This is a genomic window from Sorangium sp. So ce295, from assembly GCF_051527405.1.
GTDB classification, from domain to species: Bacteria; Myxococcota_A; Polyangia; order Polyangiales; family Polyangiaceae; genus Sorangium; species Sorangium cellulosum_B.
This window is the reverse complement of the sequence record NZ_CP150324.1, coordinates 7,120,166-7,136,170: the sequence shown is the minus strand read 5'-3', so window position 1 is coordinate 7,136,170 and position 16,005 is coordinate 7,120,166. Positions and strand designations below refer to the sequence as shown.

Genomic DNA, 16,005 nt, shown 5'->3' with positions numbered 1-16,005 from the left:
TCACAGCGTCGGCAGCACGCCGCGGTCCCGGCCGAGCGGGAAGGCCGTCTCGAGGCGGGCGATGTCCTCGCTGCTGAGGCGCAGATCGCCCGCGGCCGCGTTGTCGAGCGCGTGGGCGGCGCTCGCGGCCTTGGGGATCACGAAGACCGGCTGGCGGCGGAGCAGGAAGCGCAGCGCGACCTGCCACGGCGTCGCGCGGTGGGCGGCGGCGACGGACGCGAGCACCCTGCCCGCCGCGCTGTCCGGCGCCGGGAACCGGCCCGAGCCGAACGGGCTGTAGGCGACGACCGCGATGCCGTGCCGCTCGCAGAGCGGCAGCACCCGGTGCTCGATCGACCGCTCGAGCAGGTGATAGAGCACCTGGTTGCAGGCGATCTCGCGCGCTCCGGCGATGGCGATCGCCTTCGACAGCTCCGCCTGGTCGAAGTTGCTGACGCCGAAATACCGGATCTTGCCCCGGTCCCTCAGGTCCTTGAAGGCGCGGAACGTCTCCTCGAGGGGGTGCGGCCCGGGCCAGTGGAGGAGGTAGAGGTCGAGCCGGTCGGTGCGGAGCTGCTCCAGGCTGCGCTCGCACGCCGCGATCGTGCCGGCGTAGCTCGCGTTGCTGGGCAGCACCTTGGAGACAAGGAACACCTCGTCGCGGCGGCCGGCGATCGCCTTGCCGACGAGCGCCTCGACAGCGCCCGAGCCGTACATCTCCGCCGTGTCGATGTGCGTCATGCCCGCGTCGATCCCCCGCCGGATGGCGTCGATGCAGGCCGCCTCATCGTCCATCTCCATCTGCCAGGTGCCCTGTCCGACGACCGGGATCTCGACGCCAGTAGAACCGAGTGCGCGTTGCTCCATGATGATGAACCTCCGCTTTTGTCAGCGGGGCGGCACGCGCCGCCCCCGCCCCGCCGGCAGAGCCGGGCGGGGCCCCACCCCCACGCGGTCCGTGCTGGCCTCCCTTCACGGAGAGCCGCATGGACACAGAGTTTTCTACCTGATCAGCGTTCCAGAGGCGCCCCTCCGCCCCGGGTGGGATCGCTGAATTACCACGAAAAGCAACCCCGAGCGCCTTTACCGGGCTGAGCCCGGCGGTTCGCGACGTCGGTCGCTGGCGCCTTGTCCATAGAAAATTCCTTGCTTGAGGACGTCGCAGACAGACGATGAGCCGCTGTGTAGATTGCGCTGCCCGCGGGCTCCGAGGAGGTGGATCGATGCGTTGCAAGCTGATGGGATCGTTCGTACTGGCCGCCGTGATGTCGTTCGCTGGCGTGAGCCGCGCGCACATCGACCTCACGTCCCCCGCGCCGAGGCACGCGGACGACCAGCAGAAGGTGGCGCCTTGCGGTGCTCGCGGCGATGCGCGGGGCGAGACGGTCACCGTGTTCGAGCCGGGGGAGACCATCACGGTGACGTGGAACGAGACGATCGATCACCCTGGGCATTTCCGGATCATGTTCGACGACGACGGCTTCGACGATTTCCCGGAGCCGGCGAACGAGAACGATCTCTGCGAGCCGGGGGTGGACAAGGGCTGCCTGCTCGACGGCATCGCCGACAAGAAAGGAGGGTCGTATTCGGCGGAGGTCACGCTCCCGGACGTGGAGTGTGACAACTGCACGCTTCAGCTCATCCAGGTCATGACGGACAGGAGGCCTGCCACCCTGTACTACCGTTGTGCGGATCTGGTGCTCAAGTCCTCCGACCCTGGCGCCGCGACGAGCGCCGCGAGCTCTGGCGCCGGCACGGGCGGCGGCGCGACGGGCGCGGGCGGGGACGCGGCGACGAGCGCGAGCAGCAGCGCCGCGGCGGGCGCAGGCGGAGACGCGACGACGGGCGCGGGCACGGGCGGGGGCGCGACGACAGGGGCGGGCGCGGGCACGGGCGGGGGCGCAACGACGGGCGCTGGCGTTGACGAGGGATCTGGCGCGGCGGAGGACGACGGCGGGTGCAACTTCGGCGGCGCGGCGGGCGGGGCTCCGATCTCGGCGGGGCTCGGCGCGCTCGCCGCCCTCGCGCTCGCGGCGCGCGGGCGGGGGCGAGGCCGGCTGGCGCCGCGGCAGGACGCTGCCGGTCGCGGGTCGCGGCGCTCGTGATCGCGGGGCCGGCGCGCCGTCAGGAGCGGCGCGTCGGCCCTTCGGAGAACCTGGCGATCTCGATGATCTCCGCGGCGCGGTCGCTGGCCGGCGGGGCGAGCCAGGGGCCGTCGAACCGCGTGACCAGCGCGGTCACGTTGTCGCGGCCTCCGGCGGCGAGCGCGGCGTCGATCAGGGCGCTGGCGGCCGCCGCGGGGTCGGGGTGGGCGTCGAGCGCGGCGGCGATGTGCCGATCATCGACGAGGTCGCTCAGCCCGTCGGTGCAGAGCAGCAGGGTGTCCTCGCGGCGGAGCTCGACGGCGGAGAGCGCGATCCTGAGGTGTTCGCGGAGCCCGAGCGCCTGGAGCATCACGCCCCTGTGCTCGAAGGTGGCGGCCTCTTCGGGCCGCAGCTTGCCGCTGTCGAGCAGCGACTGGAGGAGGGTCTGGTCGCGGGTGAGCTGGGTGAGGACGCCGCTGCGGAGGAGGTAGGCGCGGCTGTCGCCGACCTGCGCGAGCAGGAGGCGCTCATCGCAGAGCGCGGCCACGGTCACCGTGGTGCCGCTGTTCCGGTGCTGTGAGCTCCGGCGGGCGTTGTCGCGGACGGCGCGCCCGGCCTCGCCGATCGCCTCGAGGAGGCTCCGCTCGAGGGCGTCGCTCGATCGGGGCGCGGAGCGGGTGAGGATGGCGTGGACGATGCGCGCCGCGAGCCGGCTCGCCGCGTCGGGGGACGACGCGCCGCCGGAGCCGTCGTAGACGCCGAGCGACAGGGCGAGCGGCGGCGCGACGGACGCCTGGGCGGCCGCGGGCCCGTGGGCGAGCCCGCGCGCGAGATCGCTGATCAGGAAGGTATCCTCGTTGTGCTCGCGGCTGAGGCCCACGTCGGTCCGGGCCGCCACGGCGATCGCCGCGGCGTGTTCGACGGGGGACTTGCGGTACACGGGCATGCGCGCATCGTACCGCGGGGGCGCTGCCTGAGGGAGGGCGCTCGACGCGCGGCGCGCCTCGTGCCTGAAATGAAGAGAGACCGCATGAGGCTGCTTCCCAACCCCGAGCGCGCGTGGGAGCGCGCCGCGCACGTCCAGACCCTCGCGCGCGCCGAGATCGAGCGGCGGATCCCGCCGTTCACGGGCGAAGCGGAGGTGCTCTCCGGCGGGCACGCCAACGTGAACGTGCGCCTCGGCGCCGAGCGCGTGCTGCGGGTGTACCGCCGAGACGCGGCGGCGGCGCCGAAGGAGGCCAGCCTGCTCGCGCGGGGCTGGAGGTCGTTCCGCGTCCCGGCGGTCCTGTCGGCGGGTGACGATTTCCTCGTCCTCGAGCACGTCCCGCACGTTCCGCTCCAGGACACCGCGACGTGCGGCGCTGCGGTCGGGCGCGCGCTCGCGGAGATTCACGGCGTCAGCTACGACAGCGCGGGTTTCCTGGGGCCGGAGCTCGCCGTCTCCGTGCCGTTCGCCGACTGCATCGGCGCGCTGCGGGGTCATGTGGACGCGGTCCTCGACAGGCTGGCTCCTGCCCTGCGCGGCGAGCTGAGCGAGCGCGTGCGCGCGTTCCTCGACGCGAACACGGAGGCGCTGCGCGCGCTGGCGTCGGCGCCCGTGCTCCTCCACGGCGATTTCAAGGCGTCGAACCTGCACTGGCTGTCGTCGGGCGAGCTCCTCGTGCTCGACTGGGAGTTCGCGTACGCGGGCCCGAGCCTGATGGACGTCGGCCAGCTCCTGCGCTGGAGCCCGGGGCCCGAGTTCGTCGCGGCGTTCGCGGGCGCTTACCGCGAGAGCGCGCCGCTTCCCGAGGGGTTCGAGCGCTGGGCCGCGGCGTTCGACCTGTTCAACCTGGTGGGGCTCCTCGACGGGGCGGAGCCAGAGACGCGCCGGGCGGCCGATGTCTGTGGCCGCATCTCGGAAGTCGTCGAGCGTTGATCAGGGCTGTTCGCTCGATGCGAGAGAACATGTGGAACGGACGACTCCAGCGTGACGCGTCCAGGCACGGGCCACGAGGGCTGAGCCAGCAGCCCTCGTCGGCGAGCGTTGCCTATCCTCTCTGAATCACCCCCTTCTGTCGGGCAGACCGCTGCGGTAACTATGGATCGTGCAGCTTCGCCCCGGCGTCCGTGTTGACCGCTACACCTTGATGGAACCCCTCGGCCGGGGAGGGCAGGGGGCCGTGTGGAAGGTCCACGATCCGCTCGACGGGAGCGTGCGTGCCCTCAAGCTGTTCTTCTTGAGCGGCCTCGAGGGAGGAGCCGCCGAACGCGCCCGGCGCGAGGCAAGAGCCGTCGCCGGCGCCGTCCATCCGACCCTGGTTCCCTGCCGCGCCCTCTTCGAAGCGCCTGCGGACGGGGTCGTGGGCCTGGTCTTCGACTTCGTGCAAGGCCAGTCGCTCGCGGACGCGGCGACGCGTATGTCGCTCGCTCAGCGCGGCGCCGTGCTGGCTCAGATCGCGGCCGCGCTGGCCCATGTGCATGGTCTTGGCCTCTTGCATCGCGATCTGAAGCCCGCCAACGTGCTCATCACCGACGCGTTCTGGGGCGCCGCGGATGCGCCCGGCAGCGTGCGGCTCATCGACTTCGGGATCGCCGCGCCCGTCGGGAACCCTAGGCCGCTGACGGCCACGGGCGCGGTCATCGGCACCGTCGCGTACATGGCGCCCGAGCTGCTCGCGCCTGGGCGCTGGCTCCCGCTGCGCGAGGGGTTTACCCGCGACGTGTTCGCGTTCGGCGTTCTCGCGTGCGAGCTGCTCGGCGGAGCGCACCCGACTGGGCTCTCCGTCGATGCGTCGGTGGAGGCGTTCATTGACGCCTATGTCGCCGCGGAGGAAGGACATCGCCCCTGGCCGCCCCAGGTGCCGGACGCCTTCTGGGCCGAGGTGATCCGCGCGTGCCTCGAGATCCAGCCGCGGCGGCGGCCAAGTCATGGCGCTGCGCTCTTGGAGCGGATCGAGACCGCGGCGCGGGCGAGCCAGAGGCAGCTGGGCGTCGCGTTGCCGCGCGCGAGCGCGACGGACCCGCATCTCGGCCCGACCGAGCTCCAAGTGCAAGCAGGACGAACCTCCTGGCCCGGACCGCGCGCGAGCCACCCGCCCCGCACCACGCCGATGCCGTCACCGCCATCCGCGGCGCTGCGGCCCTCCCTCCCGACGCTCTCACCGGTTGACGGCTCGCGGCAGCCTTCGGCGACGTCCGTCCCCGCGCGGAGCACGCACTCCGTGCGCGCGGAGCCGCCCTCCACGCCTGGCAAGCCGGGTCGAACGGCGCTCCTCCTGGCGGTGGGGTTGGCGCTCGGGGCCGCGGCCTCTGCGGGCGCATCGATGCTCGCGGGTCGACCGGAGTCCGACGCCGGCGAGGTGGCGCAGATGACGCTGCCCGCCGCGCCGGGCGTGGTGTCCGTGCGGCCCGATCCGCTCCTGGTTGCGCCGCCGAAGCAGCCCGAGGTGACGCCGTGCTGCAACAAGCAGGGAGACTGCTTTTCCAAGGGCATGACCTGTCTGCCGGCCCCGTGCGAGGACGTCCCCTTGCCGGATCGTTCGTGGTTGCTGCGGCTCACGGGGGTTGCCCGGCGGCCGGACGGCGAAACGAGGTTCACCGAGGACATGTCCAGGACTCACCCGGCCGCACAAGCATGTGTGCGCCGCCAGTCCACCGGCGAAGAGATCTGCATCCCGTTCACGCAGGACCCCGCAGCGCGAGGTGAGCCCGAACGACTGCAGATCACGACGGCCGAGCTGGTGCGTGGCGAGGTCGTGATCCGGGTGACGGAGGCAAGCGTGCCGCTCTCGGAGGGGCGCGTCGCGGCCAACTACGACTGGCTCAAGAGCAGCGTGCTGTGCCAGGGCTTGCTGCTCTTCGTGGGCGAGAAGGCCAGCGCTTCGGTGCGGGTCGCCGTCGCGTTGGACGCAGAATGAGGACGGGGCGCGGCAGGCTTGCGAGGGAGCCGCTCCGAGGGGGCCGATGATGAGGGCGCGATGACCACCCGGCCGCCGCGCGATGCGCCCACCGACGAGCACCGGCCCCCGACTGGCACACGCCGCGATCGAGGAACGCCAGCGCTGCTCGCCGCCTTTCCTGCCAATATCGCCGTGCCTCTCCCGTCCCCCGGGGTTTACGTCGGACGGGCATGGCTTGCGGCGGCGGGCCTCAACGACACGAAGGTCTCGTCCAACCACCTTCGCCTGACGCGGGCGGGAGGGCGCCCGCAGATCGAGGATGTGGGCTCGCGCAACGGGACATGGCTCGACGGCCATCGGCTCCCAGCGGATGAGCCGGTGCCCATCGAGGATGGGGCCATCTTGCGCGTGGGCGAAACCCTGCTTGTTTATCGCGAGGCGTACGCGGGGCCAGCCGAACCGGAGCCGGCCGTTGGCGGTCTTGCGGGGCCGTGGGGGCTCCGCGCAGCTCGCGCGGAGCTAGACCGGCTGGCCACGCGGCCCGTGCGCAACGTCCTCATCACAGGGGAGAGCGGTACGGGCAAGGAGATGCTTGCCGACGCGGTCGTGCGGGCGCTCAGGCGTTCGAATGGTCCTTTCACGCGCGTCAACGTGGCGGGCATCGCCGCGAGCGTGTTCGAGGGGCAGCTCTTCGGCTGGGAGCGCGGGGCGTTCTCGGGGAGCGGCGCGAGTAACCCTGGGGTGCTGCGAGCGAGCGCTGGAGGAGCGGTGTTCCTCGACGAGATCGGCGAGCTGCCGGTCGAGCTGCAACCCAAGCTGCTGCGTGTCCTCGAGAACCAGGAGGTGCTCGCAGTCGGCGCGAAGGAACCGGTGCACGTGGATATCGCCGTCATCGCGGCGACCAACCGTCCGCTCGAGGAGGCCGTCCAGCAGGGCAGGTTCCGCCTCGACCTGCTGGCGCGGTTTCCGGTGCGCATCTCGCTGCCGCCGCTCCGGGAGCGACCGGAGGATGTGTTCGCGATCCTGCTGGCGCTCTGGGAGCGCGCGTACGGCCCTCTGCAGCTCGGTCGCGTGAGGGTGGACGTGGAGGCGGTGGAGCTCATGATGCTCCACGACTGGCCCGCGAACGTGCGGGGCGTGAACCAGCTGGTCGCGGCGGCAGATCCGGCGGTGGGGCTCAAGCTCTCGATCGTGGAGCAGGTGCTCGGTGTACGCGCATCGACGGCCGCGCCGCCACCGACGACGCGGGAGGCGATCCAGGAGGCGCTCGACGCCTGCGGCGGTAACCAGAGCCAGGCGGCGAAGCGTCTCGGGCTGTCCCGGGCTCAGCTGCTCCGGCGGCTCAAGGCCATTCAATACGAGGCCGGCGAGCGGCCAGCGCGAAAGCGGTAAGCGGCGAGCTGGTCCCGAGAGCGGACGTACGCCGATGCATCGCCGTCGCGCGCGCGGGCACCATCGAAGGCGTCGCGCACGCCCTGGAGCTCCGGTGAGGCCCATTGCGCTGAACGAGCTGGGTGACGCTCATGCTCATGACCTCCTGCTGGGCGCCGCTCTGGAGCACCCGGCATGCCGAGGGCGCGCTGTGCGTTTCGAAGCGCGCAGCCTGCTCCTGCGACGCGAGCGCCCCAGCCCGTCGACTTCCCTCGCACCTGATCGCGATCACCCGCGCGGCCGCGCACCCTGAACGCGATCACCTCGCGGCGCTGGAGCCTGGCTTCGGCAACACGCGCCATCGGGCGTCGTCCTTGCTCCGTTCACGTGGCCGCGCGTGCATGGGCTTTCCGCGAGACGCTGGCCGGCGACTTGCACCTTCGGCCGAAAGCACATGACGACGCCCACCTCGAACGCTTCCACGTCCTCTTCTGTCTCGAGCCGTTGGCAGGTTGTGCTCGCGGCGATCGCGCTCGCCGTCTGGTCGCTCCTGATCGCCGCGCCGGCCGCGCTGCTCTTCTTGGTCCTTTGGGCCGCTGTCCTGGTCGTCGCTGCCGCAGGCCTCCTCGACGCGACCGGGGGAATGGATCCGCAGGGCTTCGCCGCCGCTGTCGATCTGACCGGCAAAGTGATGGTCTTCGCATCCGGGGCGGCCTTTGCAGGCAAGCTCGTCGAATTCAGGCAACGCCGTTCGAACGCTGTCGCGATGTCGTCGGCGACGCATGTTCCGTGGCTCTTCTGGCAATCCTTCGTCGGCCTGGGTTGCGCGTTGCTGATCGTTGATCTCGTCCTGTTGCCGCTCGCGTATGCGGGGGTCGTCGAGGTGCCGAGCTCCATTCGCGGCGCAGGCGTCGTCGGAGGGGCAGCGACGCTCGTTATCCTCACGTCCTGGGCGCTCTTCAACGCATGGTGGAGAGCGATGCGCGCGCTCTGGGCTGGCGCGCGTAGCTCGTCGTTCTTCGCAGGCATCCTGACGGCGTGCGGCCTCATCGCCGGTTTGAGCGCTTATGCTCTCGGGAGTGCTGTCGTGGTCCCTCTGCTCTTCCCCGCTGCGTGAAGGCGCATTGCCGGAATTCGCCCCCTTATCAGGCCTGCGGGCCAGCGGCGACGTCGTGGCGCTCTATGGGTGTCGAGCCCCTCGACGGCGACCGCAGCGCTCGAACCACCTCGGATCCGGGCGCGTGCTGCGCGAGGCGCTCGCCGATCTGGCGGCGATGCCGGAGGACGCCTGGGAGAGGAGCGTCGCCACGCCTCTCCTGGTACATTTCCAGCTCGGGCTCGATGAGCAGGCGACGAGCGAGGAGGACGACGTGAGCGCAGAGATCCGGGCGTGGTTCGAGGATTACCAGCAAAAGCTGCGCAACGAGGGGCGCGACGAGGGGCTGAAGGAAGGGGGGCGCAACCTCCTGCTGCGGCAGCTCCGGGCCCGCTTCGGTGAGCTGCCCGCTGCCGTCGTCGCTCGCATCGACGCAGCCGACGTGGCTGAGCTCGAGCGGTGGGGCGAGCGGGTGCTCGGTGCGCGGACGCTCGACGAGGTGCTCGGCGTCCCGAGCTGAAGGGCCGAGGAGGGCCCGCCGCGCCTGGCCGCCGGCAGCGCGGCCGCCCAGGGACGGCAGCGATGCGCCGGCGTCCCGGCGTCGCCGACCACCCCGTCGCTTTCTGCGCAGAAGACGCCCGCTCAGGGCAGGCCGGCAGGCGTCAGGACGACACCTTCACCCAGGCAGGCCGCTCGCTGATCCGCTTCCACCACGCCGCGACGTTCGGCCGATCGGTGATGAGCTCCCCGAGCTTCGACACAACGAGACACTGGAGGTACGGCATCCACGAGATGTCGGCCAGCGAGTAGCTCGATCCCGCGAGGTACTCGTGGCCGGCCAGCGCCTTCTCGACCACGTCGAGCGCCTTCGAGACCTCGGCCTTGGACGCATCGACGATCGCCTCGTCGCCCGGCTTGCCCTGCATCGGCAGGAAGACCCGCTGGAGGACGATCTTGACCGCCGGGGTGCCGAAGTACGATTGCTCCACGCTGAGCCACTGATCCATGAGCGCCCTGGCCCTGAGCTCGGTCGGCGTCAGCGAAGCTCCCGGAAGCTTGTGATCGAGGTAACGCATGATCGCCCTCGACTCGTAGAGCGTGAAGTCCTCGTCCTCGAGCACGGGGATCACGCCGAACGGGTGGCGCGCGAGGTGCTCGGGCTGCTTGTGCGCGCCCTTCGTCAGGTCGACGAGCACGAACTGCGCCTCCTGGCCCTTCTCGGCGAGCACCGTCAGGACCTTGCGCGTACACGTGCTCATGGGATGTCCGTAGATCTTCATCGCGTCTCCTTAGACCTGTGTTCCGTCGCGAGGCGCCGACCGGCGGCTGCCTCCATGGCGCGCTAGCCTAAACGGATTTCTCCGACCGCGATCGCCCAGATGACGCGGGCCGACCGCGGCGCGCGATCAGCCCTCGCGCCGCCGATCCTCCTGCCACTCGGCGTCGCGGGCCGCGGCGAAGACAGGGAGGCGCGCGATCCATCGCTCGCCGGCGTTCGGGCGCTCGAGCGCGATGCGCAGGGCCGCGATCAGCTCGAGCGGCGCGGCGTCGAGGCCCTGCTCCTTCGCAGCCCATCCCAGGCCGGCGAGGACGGCGTTGGCGACCTCGTATCCAGGGCGGTGCATCGGCGCCGTGGGCACGGACGCGGGCGCGGCGAAGTGGCGCTCGCACGCGGCGGCGTCGAGGGAGCCCCAGGCCGCGCACACGATCGGGCGGACGGCGTGGATCGAGCAGGCGCCGCGCTCGTCGAGCAGCGGGCAGGGGACGCCGGCCTCGGCGCGTTCCAGGCGGGAGAGCCCGCGCGTCGCCGCGTCGGCGGCGCGGACGCGCTCCTCCAGCGCGGCGAGCTCCGCCTGGCTCCGCGTGGCGCGCAGGTGGGCCGCGATGCGGAGCACCTCCGGCGCCAGCACGAGCACCTTGCTGACGCAGCAGGTCGCGCAGCCGGCCCTGCAGGCGATGGGCCGATCGGGCGGCTCGGCGGCGACCGACGCCCCCTGCAGCGCCTCGGCCCGCGCGAGCGCCGAGGCCGCGGCCGACACCGCGCCGGCCTCGGTGCGCGCGGCGAGCGACAGCGCGAGCGCGGCGCGCTCCCCGTCGGCGATCCCCTCGAGGACGGCGGGGGTGTACCGCGTCGCGGGGGCGAGCGGCAGGGAGCGCTTCCGCCGCGTCATCGCGGCGCTACGCCGTCTCCGGGAGCCGCCAGTCGATCTCGTCGCTGCCGCGGGCGCGGAGGGCGCTGTTGATGGTCGAGAACGGCTTGCTGCCGAAGAAGCCGTTCCTCGCCGACAGCGGCGAGGGATGCGCCGTCTTGATGACCGTGTGGCGCTTCGCGTCGATGAGCTTCGCCTTCTTCTGCGCGTAGCCGCCCCAGAGCACGAACACCACCCCGTCGGGCCTGTCGTTGACCTTCTTGATGACCGCGTCGGTGAACGACTCCCAGCCCTGGTTCTTGTGGGAGTTCGGCGTGTGCGCCCGGACGGTGAGCACGGTGTTCAGCAGCAGCACCCCCTGGGTCGCCCACGTGGTGAGGCAGCCGTGCCTCGGGATCGTGAAGCCCGGCAGATCCGAGACCGCCTCCTTGTACATGTTGGCCAGCGACGGCGGCGGCGTGATGCCCGGGCGCACGGAGAAGCAGAGCCCGTGGGCCTGCCCGTCGTCGTGGTACGGGTCCTGGCCGAGGAGCAGCACGCGCACGCTCTCGTACGGCGTGAGCTTGAACGCGGCGAAGACGTCCTCCTCCGCCGGAAACACCTGGTGCGCCTTCCGCTCGTCCTCGACGAAGCGCGCCAGCTTCTTGAAGTACGGCTGCTCGAGCTCTCCGGCGAGCACGCGCTCCCACGAGGCAGGTAGATCGATCTTCATCCCTCGTTCAGACCCCTTCCTTCGGACAGAACTCGCTCATTCGGCACTCCCCGCACTTCGGCTTCCTGGCGACGCAGGTGTAGCGGCCGTGCAGCACCAGCGCAGGGCCGAAGAACGTCCATTGGTCCTTCGGCACGATCTTCATCAGATCCTCCTCGATCTGCTCGGGCTTCTCGCGCTTCGAGAGGCCGATGCGCCCGCTGAGGCGGGCGACGTGGGTGTCGACGATGATCCCCGAGGGGATGTCGAACGCCGTGTTGAGCACGACGTTCGCCGTCTTCCTGGCCACGCCCGGGAGCGTGGTGAGCTCGGCCATGGTCGCGGGCACCTCGCCGCCGAAGCGCGCGACGAGCTCCTTGCACGCGGCCTGCACCGTCTTCGTCTTCTGGCGGTAGAAGCCGGTCGGCTTGAGCTCTTCCTCGAGCTCCGCCGTGGGCGCGTCGGCGTACGCCTGCGCCGTCGGGTACTTCGGGAAGAGCGTGGCGGTCACCCGGTTGACGCGCTCGTCCGTGCACTGCGCGGCCAGGATGGTCGCGACGAGCAGATCGAGCGGCGTCTTCCAGTCGAGCTCGTAACGCGCGTCGGGGTACTCCTGGCGCAGCTGCTCGAGGAGGAGGGGGATGCGGTCTCGGGCGTTCATGGGGGTCGTCGCAGCGTAACCCAGCCCCGGGCCGCCCGTCAGCGGGGCTTGGCCCCTCAGCGACGCCGGGCGACGGGCCCCGGGCGTCTCCGGCCGAAGTAGATCTCGAGCAGCTCGCGCCCCACGAGGTTCGCCTTGGTGCGCCACGCGATGTCGTTGGCCAGCATCACGGAGACCGCGATCTCGGGGCGATCCGACGGCGCGAACGAGGCGAACCACGAGAACATCCGCGACGGGCTGCCGCCGACCAGCGTGCCGGTCTTGGCGGCGACGGGCATGGTGCCGAGGGCGCGGGTGCCGTCGGGCTTGCGGAACGCCTTGGCGCAGGTGCCCCGCCGCGTCGTGACCTCGAGCATCGACCGGAGGGTGCGCGCGACGTCGGCCCGGAGCCCGCGGCCGTCGGTGCTCCGTGGCCCGAGCGCGCCCGCGTCTCGGCGGTCCTGCGCGTCGTGCGCGCCTGGCGGCGCGAGCAGCGAGAGGCGGACGCGCTCGCCGTCGTTGGCGATCGTCTGCATGGCGAACAGCGCGCCGAGCGGGCTGAGCCGCCCGCTCCAGAAGCCCGCGGCGGCGCGGGCGAGGCCGAGCCCGTCGGCCGGGATGTGGGCGGCGCTCGGCGCGACGGGGATGTCGATGGGGACCTCGCCGTCGAAGCCGAGATCGCGGGCCTTGTTGCGCAGGTCGTCGGCCGTGAGGTGCCGGCCAGCGAGGCGGGCGAAGACGCCGTTGATGCTGCGGCCGAGCGCCTCGCCGAAGACGGTGCACGTGGCGCCGCGGCCCTCCAGATCGGCCGCGGTGATCGCGCTCATGCCGCCCGTGTAGCAGACGGGCGTCGCGATGTTCACCTTGCGGCCCTCGAGCAGCGCCGCCGCGGTGACGATCTTGAAGAGGCTCGCGCTCGGGGCGAGCGGGGTGGCGACGTAGTCCCGGTCTCCGCGGCTCGCCCACACGAGGATGCGGCCGGTGCGGACGTGGGAGGCGACGATGGCGCCCTCGGGGGCGCCGGAGCGGGCCAGGAGGCGCTCGGCGGCGCGCTGGAGCTCGGGATCGAGCGTGAGGCGCACCTGCTTGCCCGACGCGCCGACCGTGGCGTGGACCGCGCCGGCCTCGACGTGGAGCTTTCGGACGCCCGGCGGGGCCGGAGATGCCGTCGCCGGCGCGATCCCGATGGCGATCGCGGCGGCGAGCGCGAGGAAGAGACGCGATCGCACCCCGCGGAGATGCCAGCGGGCGCGCGGGAGGGCCAAGTTCCGCGCGGCGTTCGCGACGGGCACCTCGTCGCCCGAGGAGGAGGGGGGAGCGGTTCATGAGGAGCAGCGCGCGCTCCCCGGCTTTGCCCTGGAGCGGCTCAGCGTTCTTGTTCCAGGGCGATCCGATGACCATCGGGATCGATGACCGTCACGGGCGAGCTGCCCTCGGAGCGGATGGCGCCGACCACCGCGCCCAGCGCTCGGAGCGACTCCAGGATCCGATCGAGGTCGGAGACGACGAGCCCCAGGCGGAGACCGGACGTCGGCCTGTCCGAGAGCGGATAGAGCTCGAGGATCATTCCACCCACGTTGCACGAGTAGTGCTTCGGTCCGTTGCCGTGCTGCTCTGGTGACAAGCGCAGGCCAAGGCCCTCGTAGAACCGCCGCGAGCGCTCGAGGTCCGCGCACCGGAGGACCACGTAGGCAACACGGTGCACGCTCATTGGAGGGGAGCCGCGCGCGCTGACCGAGGTCAGCGCTGTCCTTCCGGCACGATGGTCTCACCGCGCGCCAGCATCGCCACCAGCGTTTCGATCTTCTTCGCGCGCCCGGCGGGCGTCTTGATGCTGTTCATGCGAAACGCCAGCGCGAAGAGGTTCTGGCGCCCGAGGGTCTGGAACGTCTTGCGCGCCCGTGGGTTCGCCTCGATGGCCGCGCGAAGATCGTCGGGAAGGGTGGCTTCGGTGGCGCTGCGGATGGGGGCGTAGGCGGCCTCCCAGCGGCCATCTGCCTTCGCGGCGTCGACCTGCCGCTGGCCGTGCGGGGTCATGCGGCCGGCCGCCGTCAGCCGCGCGATGTGATCCGTGTTGATCTGGCTCCAGACGCTCCTCGCCTTACGAGGGGTGTACCGCTGCAGAAACGAGACCTCGTCGAAGGACTTCCGGATGCCGTCGATCCACCCCCAGCACAGGGCCACGTCCAGCGCCTGCGCGTAGGTCACCGTCGGCATGCCGGAGTCCTTCTTGTGAATCTTCAGCCACAGCTCGGTCTCGCGGGCGTGGTTCGCGGCCATCCAGGCTTCGAACGCCGCCTCGGTGGGAAAGCTCTTGATCTTGTCTGGGTTGGGAATGATCGGCGCCATGAAAAAGGTCCCGGTTAAAGCCTATCGATCAAGGAGGAAAGGGAGCCGGTGTGCCGGGGTAACTACACGTATCAGAGCTTCTTCTTGACAGGGATATTATCGCACGTTGGCCATGGCGACCGAGTGGCGCCCGTGTCGCCGACTTGCCGTTCCGTTGGCCCATCAGCTCCAGCCGTGGGTTAGTCGGCCTCGTCGCCGAACTCGAAGCGTGCTTTCGGCCCCTCTACAGTCGCGAGCCACCCATCGCGCGCGGCGAGCTGTAGTAATCCGAAGATGTCGGCAGCAGAAGGAATTCGCGCTTGTCCGCGCGCCGCTTGCAACGACCCATCAGGCCGGCGCCAGATGAACCGATATCCGTTCTCGTCAGGCGAATCATCGTCGTACGCATAGGTGCACCACTGGAAGCAGAGCCGCCAGCTCCCTTCCTCGCCCAAGTACACCTCGTGATGAACAGTTATGGTGCTATTCACTCTTTCCTTCTCTCTGGAAACTCACGTCAGTAAGTCGGTTTGCCGATGATTTCCTCCGCGGCGTCGGTTAGGTTGTCGTAGTGCAAGAGTAACTCGGAGCTCTCTTTCTGCTTCCTGCGCTGCACCCTGTACGTTCTCTCGTTAAAGTCAGTGCGCCGCCCTGCAATGACGACGTAGTGAACACGAGTCTTGTCGAGCTGAGTGAACTCTGCGGGCAGGGCCGCGTCGGCGCGCCGGCACCGATCAAAGCTCTCGGACAGCGAACCGTATCGCGCTTCAAGCCAGGTATTCCAGTCTGCGACCTGCGCAAGCCCCTTCCGAAAGGCTGCGCCAAGGTCACCATTCTCAAGGGTGATTTCTCCGTGCGGAGCTTCGAGCTCCACAAATGCGAAGTGCCAGCCGCTTGAGTTTTGTCCGACAAGTAGATAGTCGGCCTTGTACGAATTCCCAAGCTGAAACTCCGGAAAAAGATGCGCCTCGTGATGGCCGAATCTGAAATATGCCTTCAGCAGCGAGGCGACGATGAAGTACGCGCGCCTGTCGCGGATGAAGTTCAAAATCTTACGCTCCGATACGTCCGGTGTGTCAAGGAGCTTTCGGAACGATTCGAGCGCGGCCCTGAGACGCGACTCCTCTCGTAGCTCAACAATGTCCAGGTAGTTGTTTGGGAACAGAGACAAGAAGTGGCGGACAGCTTTGGGATAGTCGTGAAAGCGGCTCTCTGTTACCGTAAGCTTGCCGAGCTTGCCGACGATCTCGCTCTTGCGCAGGGCCTCCCATTGAGCGATCTCCTCCTGAGTTAGCTGCGAGTAATCTTTGTCGTGGAGCTTCATTGAGATGTCGGTGGAAGCAGTATATCACTTCATCGAGCAGTATGTGAGAAGTACAGGCAGGCTCGCTAGCGCATGGGGGCACACGCGCGGCGCTCACACCCCGGACATCGGCGCGCTCCTGTGCTCGGACGGCTAACGATTTGCCGGTCTGCTGCGGGGCGCAGCGCCGCCGGCAGCAGCGGCTCGTTGGGTGGCCTCATGGCTCAATCCTCGGGCGGATGCCAACCCGCGATGACCCAGCCCCGCCGGGCTTCCACGAGCTCGGCGCGGTTCAGGCGAACCGCAGCGATCGTAGCTCGGCCAGTGGGCGTCTTGCCGATGATCAGAGATCCCTCCATGTTCCAGCCGAAATGATCCAGCCAGAGCTGCTGACGTGGGTTGAAGAGACGCACGACTTCTCCGGTGTGCGGATCGGGAGCCGCGATTCGATTGCCTTTATGATCGTTGCACATCGAGCATGC

Annotated in this window: 18 protein-coding genes; 6 read left to right on the top strand and 12 right to left on the bottom strand. The window is 70.2% G+C overall.

Features of this window, described 5'->3' with window-relative positions:
• The gene (locus tag WMF11_RS27045) at positions 1-846 is read right to left on the bottom strand and encodes an aldo/keto reductase (RefSeq protein ID WP_437902177.1); all 846 of its coding nucleotides are present in this window, start codon (positions 844-846) and stop codon (positions 1-3) included.
• A 356-nt stretch (positions 847-1,202) separates the two neighbouring features.
• Between WMF11_RS27045 and WMF11_RS27040 the strand changes: the two genes are divergently transcribed.
• Complete coding sequence (locus WMF11_RS27040) at positions 1,203-2,084, top strand: SCE4755 family polysaccharide monooxygenase-like protein (protein ID WP_437972759.1); 882 nt, start codon at positions 1,203-1,205, stop codon at positions 2,082-2,084.
• 19 nt (positions 2,085-2,103) lie between these two features.
• Here WMF11_RS27040 and WMF11_RS27035 read toward each other — a convergent pair whose 3' ends face one another.
• On the bottom strand, positions 2,104-3,009 hold the full coding sequence (locus tag WMF11_RS27035; RefSeq protein ID WP_437972758.1) for a PP2C family protein-serine/threonine phosphatase: 906 nt from the start codon (positions 3,007-3,009) through the stop codon (positions 2,104-2,106).
• An 84-nt stretch (positions 3,010-3,093) separates the two neighbouring features.
• Between WMF11_RS27035 and WMF11_RS27030 the strand changes: the two genes are divergently transcribed.
• The 5 genes from WMF11_RS27030 to WMF11_RS27010 all read left to right on the top strand — a co-directional run bounded on the left by WMF11_RS27030 (position 3,094) and on the right by WMF11_RS27010 (position 8,931).
• Positions 3,094-3,981: a phosphotransferase family protein gene (locus WMF11_RS27030; protein WP_437972757.1), complete on the top strand. Its 888-nt coding sequence runs from the start codon at positions 3,094-3,096 to the stop codon at positions 3,979-3,981.
• A 169-nt stretch (positions 3,982-4,150) separates the two neighbouring features.
• Complete coding sequence (locus WMF11_RS27025) at positions 4,151-5,962, top strand: protein kinase domain-containing protein (protein ID WP_437972756.1); 1,812 nt, start codon at positions 4,151-4,153, stop codon at positions 5,960-5,962.
• Between the two features lie 60 nt (positions 5,963-6,022).
• Positions 6,023-7,336: a sigma 54-interacting transcriptional regulator gene (locus WMF11_RS27020; protein WP_437972755.1), complete on the top strand. Its 1,314-nt coding sequence runs from the start codon at positions 6,023-6,025 to the stop codon at positions 7,334-7,336.
• Between the two features lie 433 nt (positions 7,337-7,769).
• Positions 7,770-8,432: a hypothetical protein gene (locus tag WMF11_RS27015; protein WP_437972754.1), complete on the top strand. Its 663-nt coding sequence runs from the start codon at positions 7,770-7,772 to the stop codon at positions 8,430-8,432.
• Positions 8,433-8,556: 124 nt separating this feature from the next.
• On the top strand, positions 8,557-8,931 hold the full coding sequence (locus WMF11_RS27010; protein WP_437972753.1) for a DUF4351 domain-containing protein: 375 nt from the start codon (positions 8,557-8,559) through the stop codon (positions 8,929-8,931).
• 142 nt (positions 8,932-9,073) lie between these two features.
• Here WMF11_RS27010 and WMF11_RS27005 read toward each other — a convergent pair whose 3' ends face one another.
• From WMF11_RS27005 to WMF11_RS26960, 10 genes are all read right to left on the bottom strand, one after another.
• The gene (locus WMF11_RS27005; RefSeq protein WP_437902169.1) at positions 9,074-9,691 is read right to left on the bottom strand and encodes a glutathione S-transferase family protein; all 618 of its coding nucleotides are present in this window, start codon (positions 9,689-9,691) and stop codon (positions 9,074-9,076) included.
• A 126-nt stretch (positions 9,692-9,817) separates the two neighbouring features.
• A complete protein-coding gene (locus WMF11_RS27000) occupies positions 9,818-10,582 on the bottom strand; it encodes a YkgJ family cysteine cluster protein (protein ID WP_437972752.1) in 765 nt (254 codons plus the stop codon).
• 7 nt (positions 10,583-10,589) lie between these two features.
• Positions 10,590-11,273 (bottom strand): uracil-DNA glycosylase, encoded by a 684-nt coding sequence (ung, locus tag WMF11_RS26995; RefSeq protein ID WP_437707309.1) that lies wholly within the window; start codon positions 11,271-11,273, stop codon positions 10,590-10,592.
• A gap of 7 nt (positions 11,274-11,280) precedes the next feature.
• Positions 11,281-11,913, bottom strand: coding sequence for an endonuclease III (nth, locus tag WMF11_RS26990; protein ID WP_437902167.1), 633 nt, complete (start codon positions 11,911-11,913; stop codon positions 11,281-11,283).
• Between the two features lie 56 nt (positions 11,914-11,969).
• Positions 11,970-13,121 (bottom strand): penicillin-binding transpeptidase domain-containing protein, encoded by a 1,152-nt coding sequence (locus WMF11_RS26985; protein ID WP_437972751.1) that lies wholly within the window; start codon positions 13,119-13,121, stop codon positions 11,970-11,972.
• A gap of 137 nt (positions 13,122-13,258) precedes the next feature.
• Complete coding sequence (locus tag WMF11_RS26980; protein WP_437972750.1) at positions 13,259-13,603, bottom strand: VOC family protein; 345 nt, start codon at positions 13,601-13,603, stop codon at positions 13,259-13,261.
• Between the two features lie 29 nt (positions 13,604-13,632).
• Positions 13,633-14,241 (bottom strand): YdeI/OmpD-associated family protein, encoded by a 609-nt coding sequence (locus WMF11_RS26975; RefSeq protein ID WP_437972749.1) that lies wholly within the window; start codon positions 14,239-14,241, stop codon positions 13,633-13,635.
• A gap of 179 nt (positions 14,242-14,420) precedes the next feature.
• Positions 14,421-14,711: a hypothetical protein gene (locus WMF11_RS26970; RefSeq protein ID WP_437972748.1), complete on the bottom strand. Its 291-nt coding sequence runs from the start codon at positions 14,709-14,711 to the stop codon at positions 14,421-14,423.
• A gap of 26 nt (positions 14,712-14,737) precedes the next feature.
• A complete protein-coding gene (locus tag WMF11_RS26965) occupies positions 14,738-15,544 on the bottom strand; it encodes a Shedu anti-phage system protein SduA domain-containing protein (protein WP_437972747.1) in 807 nt (268 codons plus the stop codon).
• A 203-nt stretch (positions 15,545-15,747) separates the two neighbouring features.
• A complete protein-coding gene (locus WMF11_RS26960) occupies positions 15,748-15,996 on the bottom strand; it encodes an HNH endonuclease (RefSeq protein WP_437979421.1) in 249 nt (82 codons plus the stop codon).
• Between the last annotated feature and the right edge of the window lie 9 nt (positions 15,997-16,005).

What these genes read in the sequence shown, in the direction of transcription:
- WMF11_RS26965 (WP_437972747.1), bottom strand. Translation starts at nt 15,544, where the DNA reads ATGAAGCTCCACGACAAAGATTACTCGCAGCTAACTCAGGAGGAGATC.
- WMF11_RS27045 (WP_437902177.1), bottom strand. Translation starts at nt 846, where the DNA reads ATGGAGCAACGCGCACTCGGTTCTACTGGCGTCGAGATCCCGGTCGTC.
- nth (WP_437902167.1), bottom strand. Translation starts at nt 11,913, where the DNA reads ATGAACGCCCGAGACCGCATCCCCCTCCTCCTCGAGCAGCTGCGCCAG.
- WMF11_RS27030 (WP_437972757.1), top strand. Translation starts at nt 3,094, where the DNA reads ATGAGGCTGCTTCCCAACCCCGAGCGCGCGTGGGAGCGCGCCGCGCAC.
- WMF11_RS27000 (WP_437972752.1), bottom strand. Translation starts at nt 10,582, where the DNA reads ATGACGCGGCGGAAGCGCTCCCTGCCGCTCGCCCCCGCGACGCGGTAC.
- WMF11_RS27040 (WP_437972759.1), top strand. Translation starts at nt 1,203, where the DNA reads ATGCGTTGCAAGCTGATGGGATCGTTCGTACTGGCCGCCGTGATGTCG.
- WMF11_RS27020 (WP_437972755.1), top strand. Translation starts at nt 6,023, where the DNA reads ATGACCACCCGGCCGCCGCGCGATGCGCCCACCGACGAGCACCGGCCC.
- WMF11_RS26980 (WP_437972750.1), bottom strand. Translation starts at nt 13,603, where the DNA reads ATGAGCGTGCACCGTGTTGCCTACGTGGTCCTCCGGTGCGCGGACCTC.
- ung (WP_437707309.1), bottom strand. Translation starts at nt 11,273, where the DNA reads ATGAAGATCGATCTACCTGCCTCGTGGGAGCGCGTGCTCGCCGGAGAG.
- WMF11_RS26960 (WP_437979421.1), bottom strand. Translation starts at nt 15,996, where the DNA reads ATGTGCAACGATCATAAAGGCAATCGAATCGCGGCTCCCGATCCGCAC.
- WMF11_RS27035 (WP_437972758.1), bottom strand. Translation starts at nt 3,009, where the DNA reads ATGCCCGTGTACCGCAAGTCCCCCGTCGAACACGCCGCGGCGATCGCC.
- WMF11_RS26975 (WP_437972749.1), bottom strand. Translation starts at nt 14,241, where the DNA reads ATGGCGCCGATCATTCCCAACCCAGACAAGATCAAGAGCTTTCCCACC.
- WMF11_RS27015 (WP_437972754.1), top strand. Translation starts at nt 7,770, where the DNA reads ATGACGACGCCCACCTCGAACGCTTCCACGTCCTCTTCTGTCTCGAGC.
- WMF11_RS27005 (WP_437902169.1), bottom strand. Translation starts at nt 9,691, where the DNA reads ATGAAGATCTACGGACATCCCATGAGCACGTGTACGCGCAAGGTCCTG.